Here is a 12,716-nt window from a genome sequence, read left to right on the forward strand (position 1 = left end):
ACGGAACGATCCAAACCCTAATAGTTAAAACAAGTATCTATGGCTAAATACAAATTCGAATACATCTGGCTAGACGGCTATTCGCCTGTGCCAAATCTTCGTGGAAAAACTCGCCTCGGCAACGAAGCTCCTAAAAGCATCGAGGACCTACCTCTCTGGGGCTTTGACGGTAGCTCCACCCAGCAGGCCGAAGGCAGCAGCTCTGACTGTGTACTTAAGCCAGTAAAATTTTACCCTGACGCAGCTCGCGGCGAAGACTCCTACATCGTTCTCTGTGAAGTAATGATGCCAGACGGCGAAACGCCACACCCAACCAACCATCGCGCGACCATTTTGGACGACGAGGACACTTGGTTCGGACTCGAGCAAGAATACTTCCTCTTCCAAGACGGCAAGCCACTCGGTTGGCCAGACGACGGCTACCCATCTCCGCAAGGTGAATACTACTGCGGCGTTGGTTACGCTAACGTTGGCAGCGTAGCTCGCGAAATTGTAGAAGAGCACCTCGACCTCTGTCTCGCGGCAGGAATCAACCACGAAGGTATCAATGGCGAAGTTGCCAAGGGCCAGTGGGAATTCCAGGTTTTCGCCAAGGGATCCAAGAAGTGTGCCGACGACATCTGGGTAGCTCGCTACCTGCTCGACCGCCTCTGCGAAAAGTACGAAATCTCTGTAGAGTACCACTGTAAGCCATTCCAGGGCGACTGGAACGGTTCTGGTATGCACTGCAATTTCTCCACCAAGTTCATGCGTGAAGTTGGCGGCAAGGACTACTTCCTCAAGCTCATGGACGCGTTCGAAAAGAACAAGGACGAGCACATCGCTGCTTACGGTCCAGACAATCACCTCCGCCTCACCGGTCTCCACGAAACTCAGTCTATCGACAAGTTCTCTTGGGGTGTTGCTGACCGTGGCGCCTCTATCCGCGTACCACACAGCTTCGTCAAGGGTGAAGCCTACAAGGGCTACCTCGAAGACCGTCGTCCAAACTCTCAGGGAGATCCATACCAGATCTGCTCTCGCGTCCTCAAGACCATCTCTGAGGTCCCAACAGCATAAAGGCGACTCTGGCCTAGGAAAAACTCTTGAATATTTCAGCGGCTCCCCAATCGGGAGCCGCTTTTTTGTGCCTCGAATTTTGACGTTGAGAAGCGACTTGGACTGCCACTCAATGCCGCAATGCCAAGACCCATCGGATGGATTAAACGCGACCCGGAACTCGGTAAGCTAAAGATAGAAGCCCGCATATTCGGCAATAAGCTGACCTTCCATCGTCAGGCTGGCCGATTCGAGCAATGGGAAGAATTCACCCCAAACGACGAGGATTGGGATACGATCTGCGAGCTAGCCGAAAACAAATTCCAGCGAGGCAAGGTCCAGGCCCAACACCTCAAGATTATCCAAGCAAGAGGGCGAAAATTCTAGCAATGACCCGCCTCCTACCGCTTCAAGGAACGGCGGTAGAGAAATGCCATACCTAGACAGCTGAAAAGGGTCACCAGAGCAGCGATAAGGTAGCATCCACGTAGCAAGGTCGGCAGAAGCTGCTCCATCAATTCCACCGAGTCTTTGGGAGCCGCCTGTAGGATGGTTTTAATTGGTTCCCTCTGTAAGATGGAGGCGATCTCAGCGGAATCGATCTGCAGAGCCGCCCAAAGCAAATACACCAGAACGGTTACAGCGAGGAGACATTGATTCACCGCTAGGGCTTTCGCCGCTGCCACTTTTCGCTCTGCGATCAAAACCTTTCGCTTCCAAAGCTCCACCCCACCGTGGAGAAGCAAAGCCGCCCCCACAAGAACACCCGCCAAACCACCTAAGACACCAGAAAAGAGGAGGGATAAGGCGCCAAAAACCAGCAGACTGTAGGCACTCATAGCCGATAAAACTACAAGTTGACGCGATACCTCTTTTTCGCTGGGAGAAACCATTTCCTTAGGGCCGATGCGTCCGGGCTGCCTTAATTAAATCCGGCGGAGCCACTTCCAGCTTGTCCAGCAGCTCTGTCTGAAGGTCTAAAGCCATCATAGACTGGGAAGGAACGTCGAAACCGGCATAGACCGAGGTCATTTCCGCCCTCGCCATTGGAGTCATACTTCCATCGGCTTCGACCTTTCTGAAGCGATAGAAGTAAACGACTGACTTTTGCTTGATCTCCTTGACGAACAGGTGGACCTGAAAGCGATCCCCGTAACGAACCGGAGCATGGTAATCACAACTCGCCCTTACCCTTGGCCATCCCCAAAATTGATCCCCTTCCTGAACGACAGGCTCAAATCCGAGCGACTTGAGGAAGGCGTGCTCTGTGATTTCCATCCACCGGAAGAAATTGGAGAAATGGGCGATCCCCGCCATATCCGTTTCGTAAAAAGCGAGTTCGCGCTCCAGTACATAATCAAAAGCCATATCGCAAAAAGGATTCTCAGAGTCCTTCAAAAACACAAGAGGATCCTGCTCTCCGGGTAAGCTGAGGAAACAACGAGGGATAGGTATTTATTCAGGTTTGAAGCAGATAATTCTTCAGCTCGGGATCCTTCAGTCTCCTAGGAAAAAACCGATACCAAAACCACAGTGCCCTCGATTAACACCATTTCACCAGCAGAACTCAAAGAGGCGGCTCAATTGCTGCCCTCTTCCCCTCGTATCTTTGGCAAGCTCAGCTCGCTGCTGCGTAATACAGATACGGATTTGAGCGACATCACAGACCTGGTAAACGCGGACTCAGCTCTCACAGCAAGCGTGCTGCGTTTGAGCAACAGTGCTATGTTTTCACTTGGGACTGCGGTAGACACTCTGGATGAAGCGATCAATCGCATCGGATTTCGCGAATTATTCAAATTGGTAGGGTTTGCAGCTTCCCAACAACTCTTCGCCGAAGAAAACGCGACCTACAACATCACCGGATCCGAGCTCTGGGAAAATTCGCTGGCCTGCGGGATAGGCATGGAAATATTGGCTCGTCGAACGGGATACGATGAACAGGAAGCCTATACCATTGGCTTGCTCCGCAATATGGGGAAAATGGTTCTCGACTTCTGTGTTAAGGGAAAGCCGCAGTACCCCAATTTTTCCCGCCAAAATGAGCTGCCACTCATAGAATGGGAGGAAAACAATTTTGGAATTACCAATCCCTCAGTAGCCGGGTTTATTCTCATGACTTGGCACTTCTCCGAGGAGACATCCTACACCATCCAATATCAATATCAGCCAGGGGAAGCCCCAAGAAAGCTCCCACTTATTCATTTACTCAATCTGGCAAACGGAGTTGCTGAGAAGATCGGAAAGGGGCTACACGGAGAATCGACGTACTGGGCTAACTGGGAGGACTATCTTCCAAAGACAGGCCTATCTCGCGATGAATTCGAAGAAAGCACCGAAGAGATAGAGCAGGCGCTTCAGAAAGTGGTGTCTAACTTCTAGGCTAGCCGCTATTTGTCTTCGTCAGACTCTTCGTTCATCTTCTGAATCAGAGAGCTTGGGTCATCGACATCGCCTTCTCCTGATTCAGCGTTCATCTGAGCGATGAGATCGCTCGGGTCGATATCGTCGTCGCCCCCACCCGAATCACCACCGGCCAGAATACCAGAGGTATCCAGATCGTCGTAATCTAGATCCTCGTCGTCTGACTGAGATCCCCCTGATGGCAGAGAATCTGTGTCTCCAGACTCCAAACTAGCTCCCCCTTCGGCGACCTTCGCCAGCATATCGTTTTTCACAAAGGTCAAAACGCGGTCGGACAAGGCCGGCAATTTCCAAACCTCAGGCGATACAAGCACTTCTTCCATCTGATTGGCTTTGCCAGCGACAGAAACGAATATCTGTATGCACTCGCCTTGATCAGACTTCATCACGGACTTGATTTTTATAATCATCCAAGGCGAAGCCCCTGGCTCAGCAGTGTAAGCGTAAAGATCCGTTTGCGCCCCGCCCAAATCTACGAACCGAGTGAACTTCATAGGATAGCCACCTCCCCAATCTTTCAAGAAACCGGTCAGTTCCTGCTCAATTGCGGCAGCTATCTCAATTGTGAAAACTTTCATAGGTTCGTTTGAAGGCTTATGAGAATAACAGATCCAGTTGAAAAGCAAACACCACTTAAGGAGCAGCGTTTCCGCGTTTCGCATCCATCCGAGCTACAAACTTCTGGGTAATCTCGGCCGTCAGGTCCATCAGATCCAACTCCTCTTCCATGTCCCGCACTTTCCTCGGACGGCCATGCAAAGCGAAGGCGCAGTTAGCTACTCCGAACAATACTGGCAGAAACGAGTGTACGGTACTCCGTGTTTGGGTATGAACCCAGATTCCGAATACAGCAAAAGCGAGCCCCACAACGATGTAGAAAACCTGCAAAACAGGAGAGAATGTCTTGACCTCTATGTCCCGTAGATCCTCTGCCCCAATGGGCGTACCCTTCATTTCAATACGTCGCTCGCACAGTTTAACCCCTGCTGAAACGATTCGCTTTTCTATAAAATTACGGCCCATCCTTCCAAATCAACGAGACCGCACGGACAAGTCAACTCGCCCGTAGGCAGTTTACGAATTCCTAGCGAGTGCCGGGTATACTCTCAGTTCGAATAGGAGTCGACCTTGCCATCCTTGAAAACCACTTCTTTTTTGACTCGAATATCGCCACCAACGGAGGTTCCAACGCTACCGCTCACTCCGCTGTGACGGCCGTAGCTGCCGACGCCGATGCCTATTCCGATTCTTGGCGTCTTCTTTTCCCAAAGCCATATTTCACTATCTCCTATCCCTCCGGCATTTTCTTGCACAAGATCGGGCTCCCCCCAAGCCATACGAACTTGTTCCCGATCAAAACCCACCTCGATTTCACCGGCCCTCACTTTTTCCTGAACCTCAATAGGCCAAGAATCGAAAGCAACCATCCCTTCATCTATGCGGGTTGCGAGTGAGGGTCCGGAACAGCCTGTAATAGCGATACAAGCGAGAGCGAGAGATATGGAGATTGTCTTCATGGCGAGCTGGATTGGTTAACGGCGTTCAAATCGCACCGAATCGAGACGACTCTCCCTTTTGACCGCAGTGTGGCCAAGGGGTTTCAAAATCCTATCCGATGTTCTCTACATTCCGAGCAAACGCTCGAGGGCTTCTCGACGCTCGACTCCCTCCACCGGCACAGGCGGGAGAGCGCAAACTTCGTCGAGTCTGGCTACTGCAAGTTCAGCTAGCTTACGGATCGCCATCTCAGAGGCCTTGACTCCTCCTAATCGCTCATGTTCGCATTCGACGTAAAGGTGCATGGCATCCACCACGAGAGACGCCGTCCGTGGATAAAAGCTGCTCATCAGGTTCCAAGGATCCTCATTGCGATCCCCGCCTTTACGAAAATCCGTTCTCAATAGGACGCTGGGAAGATCCGCAAACTTGGCAGTCATAAACTCAACCACAGTGCCCGAATCGAGTTCGGTCCCGTCATATTGAAAAATGGCAGCTTCGCAGTTTAGCAGACCCTCGAAGTCACTGTCGCGAATTGCCTTTGCGCCTAAGCTTTCCGGCTCGTAGTCCTGCGGCAAATACACGTCGTAGCGACCATTTGAGCACTTTTTGATCTCTTCCGCTAGCATAGCATTGCCCGCGAGATGTCGAAGATCGAACAAGCATCCCGCTAGATAAACTTTCTTCGCACTCATAGTTTGGAACGATGGCTCTAGAGAATTGTGGATTGAATCGTCGAGGCGACGACCGCTGTCAAATAACAGGCAACCATTCCGCCAATCAACGCCTTAAAACCGTAGCGGAGCAGATTTGGCCGCTGGCTCTTTTCGAGCGCTGAAATTCCGCCAACCTGAATCCCGATGGACGCGATATTAGCAAAACCGCAGAGTGCGTAAGTTAGGATCAAGATCGATTTTTCATCGGTAATGACTCCTGCATCCTTCAACTCGGCAAAATGGAAATAGGCATAGAGCTCATTGAAAACGATACGTTCTCCCAGCAGCTGCCCCACCACCAACAGGTCACTATTCGCCACCCCTAGAAGCCAAGCGAAGGGGGCGCTGATAACGCCCACCACGAAACTGAAGTCGAAGCTGCTGAACTTTCCGTCTGTGATCGAAGCGACCCAAGCGTTCAAGCCCGTCCACTCTCCAATCCAGGTGCCCGTGACATAATTGAGAAGCGCCACCAGAGCCGTGAAAGCGACCAGCATCGCTCCCACATTGAGAGCCAGCATCAAACCGTCCGAGGTACCTTTAGTAGCCGCGTCCAGCACACTTTCATATTCCGTGTTTTTTGGGAAAGCGAGCTGGCCTTCCACTTTCTCGGTCTGCGGGGCTATGATCTTAGCCGCAACCATCGCTGCCGGCGCACTCAAGATCGAAGCGGTAAGCAAGTGCTTACCAAACGCGATCATAGCGGTCTCATCACCTCCCCCCAAGGTGCTCATATAGAGAGCAAGCACTCCGCCAGCGATCGTCGCCATACCTCCAGTCATAAGCGAATTGATTTCCGAACGCGTCATGCTCTTGAGGTAGGGCTTGATGACGAGCGGGGCCTCCGTTTGGCCGATGAAGACATTAGCGGCGGATGCTAAGCACTCTGCCCCGGAAAGTTTCAAGGCCTTGCTCAGCAGCCAAGCGAAGGCGAAGACCATGACCTGCAAGATTCGTAGATGATATAGGATCGCCGAAAAAGCCGAAAAGAAGACGATGGTCGATAGCACTGTCCATGCGATGCCGAAGACCGGAATATCAGTAGGCATGGAACCGAAAACCATGCTCGCTCCGTCGTCGCTGAACCCGATCAGCTTGCTGAAAAAACCGGACACCGAAGCGACAATGTTGCGGAAAACGGATACCTTAAGAATCAGGACAGCCAAAACGAACTGCAGCAGCAACCCAGCTCCGATTAAGCGCCAATTTATCCGTTTTCGGTCCTCGCTTACCCACCAACATAGAGCCAGTAGACCGACTATTCCAATCAGTGCCCGAAAAAGCGAGTAAAGCATATCCATCGGGGCCCCTTTCTGCTGCCTATGTTTGTGTCCCGCAACTATAAAGCTTCCACTTAGAAGCAAAGTTTTCGTCGGATATCGCGGCGCCTAAACAAGCGAAAGCCGGGCGACGAATTCGGGGCCCGGCCTGGTAGATGGCTCTTGGAAGATCCTGATAGGTTTTATCGGTATTCCGTTTCTTTTTGACGTTAACCTCCTTGAGCTCGATCTAATTTTTGTATCGTCCAACTCGCCGCTGACTTAACCGAATTAAGCCCCCTCCAGCTAGTTTCAAGGCATAGTATAAGCTACCCTACGTATTCTCATTCGATTTAAATCTAAAAGGGAATCCCGCTCGCAAGGGCGAGTAACAGCATTGCAATTTCTTAATCGAAACCCGCTTGGAGGCTTGTTTTTCGATCTAGCCACCCTCTTATAGCGTAAACTGATACCAACTTATGAAAGACCCACTCTTTAACTGGCTCGACCATCGCGCAGCGGGAGTACTCCTCCACCCAACATCGCTTCCAGGCGAATACGGCATAGGCACGCTGAACGAACATGCTTACCGATTCATCGACTTCCTCACTGCAGGTGGGTTCAAATATTGGCAGCTATGCCCACTGGGGCCAACCGGTTTCGGGGACTCGCCCTACCAGTCCTTTTCATCCTTTGCCGGGAATCCATACCTCATCTCCCTAAACGCATTGGAAGGCCTCCATCTCCTCGATTCAGCGATCCTTGAGGAGCTTAAAATCTTGCCCAACAGCTTCGTAGACTACGGAGGACTCTTCAATGCCAAGTGGCCGGTTCTCGATGCCGTCTACGAAGCCTTTGTCCAAGGTAACAAGAAAATCCGCCCCTACGGCCCCTTCGCTAGCTTCAAAAAGAAACACGCGGACTGGCTCGAGCCGTACGCTTATTTCCAAGCCTTCAAGGCCCACTTCGACGGCAAGCCATGGTACCAGTGGCCTAAAGAATTCCGCTCTTTCTCAGAGGCCAAAGACAGTCCGCTGCTCAAAGAGCTGGAGCGAAAGATCGATGCGGAAATGTTCTTCCAATACCTTTTCGAAGGCCAATGGCAGGCCCTCAAAAGCTACTCGAACAAGAAGGGAGTCGAAATCATCGGAGATATTCCGATCTTCGTAGCCCTCGACAGCGCCGATGTTTGGCAAAATCCACAGTACTTCCAACTAGATCCTGAAACATACCTGCCGACCGCCGTGGCGGGTTGCCCTCCTGACTATTTCTCCGAGGATGGCCAACTTTGGGGAAATCCTCTCTACGACTGGGATGCTTTGGCTAAATATGGAAACTCCTGGTGGATCAAGCGACTGAAGCGTTGCTTCCAGCTCTACGACGTCGTGCGGGTCGATCACTTCCGAGGCTTCGATTCGTATTGGAGTATTCCATACGGATCCGAAACCGCCAGATTCGGAGAATGGAAAAAAGGCCCCGGGCTCGACTTCTTCAAATCCATCAAGAAGAAGATCAAAGACTGCAAATTGATCGCGGAGGATTTGGGCGACTTGACGGACGATGTTCGAGCCTTACGCCGCGACTCGGGACTGCCTGGCATGTCTATCCTGCAGTTCGCGTTCGGCGGCGATGGAGACAATTTTTATCTCCCACACAATCTGCAGGCCGACTCGGTCCTGTATCCCGGCACACATGACAACAACACTTCACTCGGCTGGTTCGAAAGCGCTTCCGACCGGGAGAGGACTCACGTGCAACGCTACCTCGGGGTAGACGGAAACGTGATTGGCTGGGACTTGATCCGCGCCTCCTACAAAGCCGTTTCGAAACTAGCCATCATTCCGATGCAGGACATTATGAGCTTGGGATCTGAAGCACGCTTCAACACCCCCGGTCGAGCTCAAGGTAATTGGTCTTGGAGATACACTCCAGGTCAACTTGCCCAACTGCAAGGCGGCACCACGAGCTACCTCAAAGAATTGTCGGATCTCTACTATCGCGACGGATCACCAGCGGTCGTATAAATCTAGACTAAACTTCCCCATTTCGAAAAAGCCTTCGCCAAAGAGCGGAGGCTTTTTTTGAGGGTCAACGATTCACGCTTTGCTGTACTCGAGTCCGAGCCATTCAAAGGCCTGTCGCTCGGTTTCGAACAACTCTATGCAAGACTTCTCAGTGTCGAAAAATTCGCTGAAGTAATGCACGTATGTAGCTGGAACAGGACTCAAGCCATACAAGGCAGTGCGGACAGAAGTATAGTTTTGCAGTGCTCGATACCGCCAATTCCGGATTTTGATCAAATTGTCTCGCACCAAAGGGATATCGATCTCCTCTACTTCTGAAGACGAAATGACCTTCAGGTTTCGGTCATAGTGGGAGCTCACTCGAAGGAGTTCGAAATGCCGCAGGACAGAATCTAGATCGATGCGATTTCCCCAGCTAACTTTCAATAAACCCGTTTTCGAATAGTAGGTATGCAACTCCATATCAGACATTCACAACCATAAACAATAAAACGACTTACGCAACCTAGCTAAAGCGCCTAGATTTTAATCTTCGTCGTAGTCAGCCATTTGGTAAATGGCTTCGCAGCAGGAATCTGTTTCGTCTTCCAAAATGTAGTGTCCTCCTTGCGGATAATGGAAGGCTGTCGCGTCCGGCAAAAACCGCCGCCAACGCTCATAGAAATGGTCGTTGAAACAAAAATCCTTTCCACCCCAGAGTATCGTCACATCGCGCTGCCTCAGCTTCAGCAAATCATTCTCGACAGAAACCAAGGTTTCGAAACTCGGATGCGAAACGTGCATGGGAATATCCTTCACGAATTCGTACACCGCTCGCCGATCGCTCCAATTTCCGTAGGGAAACAACATGCCCTGCTTTACGGCTTTCGAAAGCGGCTTTTTGTGGACCGACATGCTTGCCGCCGGTCCGGCAAAACCATTCAAGCCCTGCACGAGCAGCTTTCCGAAAATCGGGGCGCGGCAAAGCGAAATGCGTGAAGGGATCCGCGAGTCAACAAACGCGGCTGTATTCAATATGGTAACTCGGCGGAGCTTTTCGAAACGCCTCAAGGCCGCTCCCAGTCCGATAACGCCTCCCCAATCGTGTACCACGATGTCGAATCGTTTGAGTCCGATCGAGTCGATCAACTCCCCTAAATCCTTGATTCTTTGTTCGACTCGATACGAATAATCCGACCCCGGGCGATCGCTCAATCCGCAGCCAATATGGTCAACTGCGATACATCTGAACTTGGAGCTTAGCTTTTTGACCACATTGCGGTAGTAGAACGACCAAGTTGGGTTGCCATGCACCATGAGTACTGGAAATCCGCTACCTTCATCGACATAGCTCATCTCGTATCCGCAACTCAACTTCAGCCGCTTCGGCTTGAAGGGATATTCCTCCTTCAGAAATTCGGGCACTTCCTTCGAGCTCACCACTCCACCCCCATCATCAAACAGTTTAAACCACTTCCAATTCCCAGCAGAGCTACCTTGTCGCCCGCTTTGATCGCTTGCTCTTCCGCGGCTTTGGCCAAAGTAATAGGTAGTGCCGCCGACCCGGTGTTGCCGAAAGTCTGGTAGCTGGAAAAATCCTTCGCATGATCCAAGCCAAGCGTATCGAAGAGCAATCGCTGATGGGCCGCTCCAACCTGATGGCAAACCACGCGATCCGCAGTATTTTCGCCCCATCCGAGCACATCCTTAAACGCGAGCCAGGTCCGCTTGGCTAAGGCAACGCCAGCCTGCAGCATCTCTTCCGAATCAGTCTGCATCTCGAGACCTCCGCCACCTGAGCTGGAATCTCCTTGGCAAAGGTCATTGGCAGACGTATCAGCCAATACACTACCGCCCAAAATCCTGTGTCCGTTAGGTGAAAGTGATTCGTGGCAAACGACGGCTGCCACGGCTCCAGCCCCAATGGTCAAATTCGCGAAAAACGGTTTTATCGTTTTGCGGGTCAACTCACGCTCCAGCAAAATCTGGATCGTTCGCTCCAAGAGCGGTTTGCCATTCTCGCCTGACACTACCACGCCAGCCTTCACCTGACCGGCATCGATCATAGAGCTCAACAGAGCGATCGAATTGAGAAAACCGAGGCACGCATTGGATACATCGAAAACCTGCGTTTGCGGCCCCAATCCCATTAAGCGATGAGCGAAAGAAGCCGTAGCTGGCTCGAGCATGTCGCGGCTCACAGATGAATGGATACAAACCTCCATCTGATCCGGTGAAAGTCCAGATTGGGCTATCGCTTTCCGGCCGGCTTCGGCCGCGATTTCGGAAGGACGAACTTCGCGGTCCCAAAACTTGCGTTCCTTGATGCCCGTCATCAACTCCAGACGGCCTTCGGGCAATCGAAGCTTCTGGTAGAGCGGAGCAAGCTTTTGCTCGATCAGCTCGCTGGACCAGGATTCCGGAGGGGTGGTGTACGCGATCGAATCGATTACTGCGGAGCGAAACTTCATGAGATTAGGACTCTCCGCCCTTCTCTTCCGGTCTCATGGCCAACTTTACGACTTCAGCATCGAAATAGTTAATTCCCATACCCGCGTCTAGAGTCAGTCCCGTACCATTCATTCCGCTCGAACGATCACTGAGTAAAAAGACGGCGGCGTTGGCGACTTCCTGCGTATTCAGAGCTTGCTTACGGAAGGTTAGCTTTTCGCTGAAGAGATAACTCTCTAAGTAACCGGGGATCCCGGCAGAGGCGCTAGTCTTCAAAGTTCCGGGGTTTACAGTATTGAAGCGTACGGCAGTGTCCTTGCTGAAGGACTTGGCGAGGAAACGAATGGAAGAGTCGAGAGCAGCTTTTACCGGCGACATGTATCCATAATTCTCAGCCGTAATGGTGAGTGATGAAATACTGATGGCCACTACGGAGGCCGTTTTACTGAGGTATGGCTTGAAGGCGTTGGAAACCTCAACCAGCGAGAACGCTGAGATCGCTGTCGCCTGCAAAAAGTCTTCCCGCTTGGTCTCGTGAAAAGGTTTGAAGCCCTCGCTGTAGTTGGCGAATGCGATGGAGTGGACCAGACCGTCCAAGGTTCCGAAATCAGACCCGACATCCTCTGCGAGTTTGAGAACCTCCTCCTTGTTTTCTACGTCGCAAACATAGACCGGCTTATCCTTGAGCAACTTTGCCGTGGTCTCTTTGCGCGCTTCCGAACGCACGCTGTAAATAACGGTCGCGCCCTCTTCTTCTAGAGTTTTAGCGATGAACCAGGCGACGCTCTTCCGATTCGCCACGCCCATCACGAGGAACTTTTTGCCTTCTAAATTGAGGAAACCCATTTCGACTAGTCTTTGGGAGCCTTGGCTAGAGCTACGCTAAACGAAACGGTCATAACACGGCGACCATCCTCCGTTGCGACGCTTCCATCCATAAAAACGAATCTGCCCATTTTTTCCTTATACTTGGCCGTAATTAGCAGAGTGTCCTTGGGCCGTACGATGCTTTTGAAGCGAGCATCCGAGATCTTGGTCAGAACCGGCACCATGTCTGGTTCTGCAGCCAGATCATCCGCAAAGAGACGGGTGAGAAAAATCGCTCCCGTCTGGAAAACCGCTTCGGAAATGATAACGCCCGGCATGATCGGATTGCCTGGGTAATGGCCCTGAAAAAACGCTTCCGTCTCTGGCACGTAGCGACGCGTAGTGAGCGAGTTTTCCGTGTGTTCCACCACTTCGTCGACGAAGAGGAAAGGAGGACGATGCGGGATCGCGTTTAGGATTTCTTCAGTTGCCATAGGGTTCGTGGTTCGGGAGCTGTCGAG

General features: G+C 51.7%; 16 protein-coding genes. 4 read left to right on the forward strand and 12 right to left on the reverse strand.

Annotated elements, in window-relative coordinates:
• Positions 1 to 39: 39 nt before the first annotated feature.
• Positions 40 to 1,059: a glutamine synthetase beta-grasp domain-containing protein gene (locus tag H5P27_RS16140; protein WP_185661459.1), complete on the forward strand. Its 1,020-nt coding sequence runs from the start codon at positions 40 to 42 to the stop codon at positions 1,057 to 1,059.
• Positions 1,060 to 1,179: 120 nt separating this feature from the next.
• A complete protein-coding gene (locus H5P27_RS16145) occupies positions 1,180 to 1,425 on the forward strand; it encodes a hypothetical protein (protein ID WP_185661460.1) in 246 nt (81 codons plus the stop codon).
• Positions 1,426 to 1,439: 14 nt separating this feature from the next.
• Here H5P27_RS16145 and H5P27_RS16150 read toward each other — a convergent pair whose 3' ends face one another.
• Together H5P27_RS16150 and H5P27_RS16155 are read right to left on the reverse strand one after the other, a co-directional pair.
• Positions 1,440 to 1,877: a hypothetical protein gene (locus H5P27_RS16150; RefSeq protein WP_185661461.1), complete on the reverse strand. Its 438-nt coding sequence runs from the start codon at positions 1,875 to 1,877 to the stop codon at positions 1,440 to 1,442.
• A gap of 58 nt (positions 1,878 to 1,935) precedes the next feature.
• Positions 1,936 to 2,406, reverse strand: a complete 471-nt coding sequence (locus tag H5P27_RS16155) for an acyl-CoA thioesterase (protein ID WP_185661462.1) — start codon at positions 2,404 to 2,406, stop codon at positions 1,936 to 1,938.
• 165 nt (positions 2,407 to 2,571) lie between these two features.
• On the opposite strand from H5P27_RS16155, the gene H5P27_RS16160 reads away from it, so the two are divergent.
• Positions 2,572 to 3,420, forward strand: coding sequence for an HDOD domain-containing protein (locus tag H5P27_RS16160; RefSeq protein ID WP_185661463.1), 849 nt, complete (start codon positions 2,572 to 2,574; stop codon positions 3,418 to 3,420).
• A gap of 8 nt (positions 3,421 to 3,428) precedes the next feature.
• Here H5P27_RS16160 and H5P27_RS16165 read toward each other — a convergent pair whose 3' ends face one another.
• The 5 genes from H5P27_RS16165 to H5P27_RS16185 form a co-directional block, all read right to left on the reverse strand.
• Entirely contained in the window at positions 3,429 to 4,040 is a 612-nt protein-coding gene (locus H5P27_RS16165; protein WP_185661464.1) for a hypothetical protein, read from the reverse strand.
• A 55-nt stretch (positions 4,041 to 4,095) separates the two neighbouring features.
• Positions 4,096 to 4,485 carry a hypothetical protein gene (locus H5P27_RS16170; RefSeq protein WP_185661465.1) on the reverse strand — a complete coding sequence of 130 codons (390 nt, stop codon included), beginning with the start codon at positions 4,483 to 4,485 and terminating at the stop codon, positions 4,096 to 4,098.
• Between the two features lie 83 nt (positions 4,486 to 4,568).
• Positions 4,569 to 4,979 carry a hypothetical protein gene (locus H5P27_RS16175; RefSeq protein ID WP_185661466.1) on the reverse strand — a complete coding sequence of 137 codons (411 nt, stop codon included), beginning with the start codon at positions 4,977 to 4,979 and terminating at the stop codon, positions 4,569 to 4,571.
• A 105-nt stretch (positions 4,980 to 5,084) separates the two neighbouring features.
• Positions 5,085 to 5,654, reverse strand: a complete 570-nt coding sequence (locus H5P27_RS16180; protein WP_185661467.1) for a nucleoside 2-deoxyribosyltransferase — start codon at positions 5,652 to 5,654, stop codon at positions 5,085 to 5,087.
• Between the two features lie 17 nt (positions 5,655 to 5,671).
• Entirely contained in the window at positions 5,672 to 6,976 is a 1,305-nt protein-coding gene (locus H5P27_RS16185; RefSeq protein ID WP_185661468.1) for a NupC/NupG family nucleoside CNT transporter, read from the reverse strand.
• A gap of 437 nt (positions 6,977 to 7,413) precedes the next feature.
• Between H5P27_RS16185 and malQ the strand changes: the two genes are divergently transcribed.
• Positions 7,414 to 8,958, forward strand: coding sequence for a 4-alpha-glucanotransferase (gene malQ, locus H5P27_RS16190; RefSeq protein WP_185661469.1), 1,545 nt, complete (start codon positions 7,414 to 7,416; stop codon positions 8,956 to 8,958).
• A 72-nt stretch (positions 8,959 to 9,030) separates the two neighbouring features.
• On the opposite strand, the gene H5P27_RS16195 is transcribed toward malQ, so the two are convergent.
• The 5 genes from H5P27_RS16195 to H5P27_RS16215 are packed head-to-tail and all read right to left on the reverse strand — an operon-like array spanning position 9,031 to position 12,689.
• The gene (locus tag H5P27_RS16195; RefSeq protein ID WP_185661470.1) at positions 9,031 to 9,429 is read right to left on the reverse strand and encodes a hypothetical protein; all 399 of its coding nucleotides are present in this window, start codon (positions 9,427 to 9,429) and stop codon (positions 9,031 to 9,033) included.
• A gap of 54 nt (positions 9,430 to 9,483) precedes the next feature.
• Positions 9,484 to 10,377 carry an alpha/beta fold hydrolase gene (locus H5P27_RS16200; protein ID WP_185661471.1) on the reverse strand — a complete coding sequence of 298 codons (894 nt, stop codon included), beginning with the start codon at positions 10,375 to 10,377 and terminating at the stop codon, positions 9,484 to 9,486.
• Positions 10,374 to 11,408, reverse strand: coding sequence for a 3-oxoacyl-ACP synthase III (locus tag H5P27_RS16205; RefSeq protein WP_185661472.1), 1,035 nt, complete (start codon positions 11,406 to 11,408; stop codon positions 10,374 to 10,376). Before H5P27_RS16205 ends, H5P27_RS16200 begins: the two co-directional genes overlap by 4 nt.
• Before the next feature lie 4 nt (positions 11,409 to 11,412).
• Positions 11,413 to 12,234 (reverse strand): enoyl-ACP reductase FabI, encoded by an 822-nt coding sequence (locus H5P27_RS16210; RefSeq protein ID WP_185661473.1) that lies wholly within the window; start codon positions 12,232 to 12,234, stop codon positions 11,413 to 11,415.
• A 5-nt stretch (positions 12,235 to 12,239) separates the two neighbouring features.
• The gene (locus tag H5P27_RS16215) at positions 12,240 to 12,689 is read right to left on the reverse strand and encodes a 3-hydroxyacyl-ACP dehydratase FabZ family protein (RefSeq protein ID WP_185661474.1); all 450 of its coding nucleotides are present in this window, start codon (positions 12,687 to 12,689) and stop codon (positions 12,240 to 12,242) included.
• Positions 12,690 to 12,716 lie beyond the last annotated feature (27 nt).

This window comes from Pelagicoccus albus (assembly GCF_014230145.1).
GTDB lineage: Bacteria > Verrucomicrobiota > Verrucomicrobiia > Opitutales > Opitutaceae > Pelagicoccus > Pelagicoccus albus.

Bases quoted from the DNA above. Each gene is read 5' to 3' on its own strand.
- H5P27_RS16185 (WP_185661468.1), bottom strand. From the start codon at position 6,976: ATGGATATGCTTTACTCGCTTTTTCGGGCACTGATTGGAATAGTCGGT.
- H5P27_RS16140 (WP_185661459.1), top strand. From the start codon at position 40: ATGGCTAAATACAAATTCGAATACATCTGGCTAGACGGCTATTCGCCT.
- H5P27_RS16145 (WP_185661460.1), top strand. From the start codon at position 1,180: ATGCCAAGACCCATCGGATGGATTAAACGCGACCCGGAACTCGGTAAG.
- H5P27_RS16175 (WP_185661466.1), bottom strand. From the start codon at position 4,979: ATGAAGACAATCTCCATATCTCTCGCTCTCGCTTGTATCGCTATTACA.
- H5P27_RS16165 (WP_185661464.1), bottom strand. From the start codon at position 4,040: ATGAAAGTTTTCACAATTGAGATAGCTGCCGCAATTGAGCAGGAACTG.
- H5P27_RS16215 (WP_185661474.1), bottom strand. From the start codon at position 12,689: ATGGCAACTGAAGAAATCCTAAACGCGATCCCGCATCGTCCTCCTTTC.
- H5P27_RS16195 (WP_185661470.1), bottom strand. From the start codon at position 9,429: ATGTCTGATATGGAGTTGCATACCTACTATTCGAAAACGGGTTTATTG.
- H5P27_RS16150 (WP_185661461.1), bottom strand. From the start codon at position 1,877: ATGAGTGCCTACAGTCTGCTGGTTTTTGGCGCCTTATCCCTCCTCTTT.
- malQ (WP_185661469.1), top strand. From the start codon at position 7,414: ATGAAAGACCCACTCTTTAACTGGCTCGACCATCGCGCAGCGGGAGTA.
- H5P27_RS16210 (WP_185661473.1), bottom strand. From the start codon at position 12,234: ATGGGTTTCCTCAATTTAGAAGGCAAAAAGTTCCTCGTGATGGGCGTG.
- H5P27_RS16180 (WP_185661467.1), bottom strand. From the start codon at position 5,654: ATGAGTGCGAAGAAAGTTTATCTAGCGGGATGCTTGTTCGATCTTCGA.
- H5P27_RS16170 (WP_185661465.1), bottom strand. From the start codon at position 4,485: ATGGGCCGTAATTTTATAGAAAAGCGAATCGTTTCAGCAGGGGTTAAA.
- H5P27_RS16155 (WP_185661462.1), bottom strand. From the start codon at position 2,406: ATGGCTTTTGATTATGTACTGGAGCGCGAACTCGCTTTTTACGAAACG.
- H5P27_RS16205 (WP_185661472.1), bottom strand. From the start codon at position 11,408: ATGAAGTTTCGCTCCGCAGTAATCGATTCGATCGCGTACACCACCCCT.